The 584-nt window shown below is 48.8% G+C and carries 1 protein-coding gene; it reads right to left on the bottom strand.

Annotation, left to right across the window (positions count from 1 at the left end; all coding sequences use genetic code 11):
* Positions 1 to 584, bottom strand: a 584-nt coding sequence (locus tag R7044_RS26810) for an amidohydrolase family protein (protein ID WP_225456183.1), incomplete at both ends; no start/stop codon positions are given.

The following is a 584-nucleotide window of genomic DNA, read 5'->3' as shown; positions in this document are numbered from 1 at the left end:
GGCTTAATGCCACCGACAAGCATGTGATTGCGGTTGAAAAGAAGGTGGTGAGCAGTAATGGTAGCGGCAACATTATCAGACGCGTTGTTAACGAACTGTGCTGCGTCGGCGGTGGTGATATGTTCTAGTACGATTTTAAGATTAGGGAAGTCATTAACGATAGGAGCGAGGACGGTATCAAGGAATTCTTTTTCTCGGTCGAAGATATCAACGTGGTGATGAGTGACTTCTCCATGAACCAAAAGCAACATCCCGACTTCTTCCATGGCTTCGAGAACGTGGTAAATGTTCTTCGCATCGGTCACACCAGAATCTGAGTTAGTCGTTGCACCTGCTGGGTAAAGCTTCGCTGCGACAATTTTACCGGTTGCTTTTGCTGCGCGAATCTCTTCTGGCGTGGTGTTATCGGTTAGGTAAAGCGCCATCAGAGGTTCGAATTGTTCGCCGTGCTGCTCTTTCAGAATTCGATCGCGGTAGGCAAGTGCCATTTCGGTATTGGTAACAGGTGGGACGGTGTTTGGCATGATCAGTGCGCGGCCATTGTAGCGGCTGATATCGCGAACGGTGTCTTTTAGAACTTCACC

It is taken from the genome of Vibrio sp. 1402 (assembly GCF_033340275.1).
The sequence above is the reverse complement of the archived record's forward strand: the minus strand, read 5'-3'. Positions and strand labels throughout refer to the sequence as shown.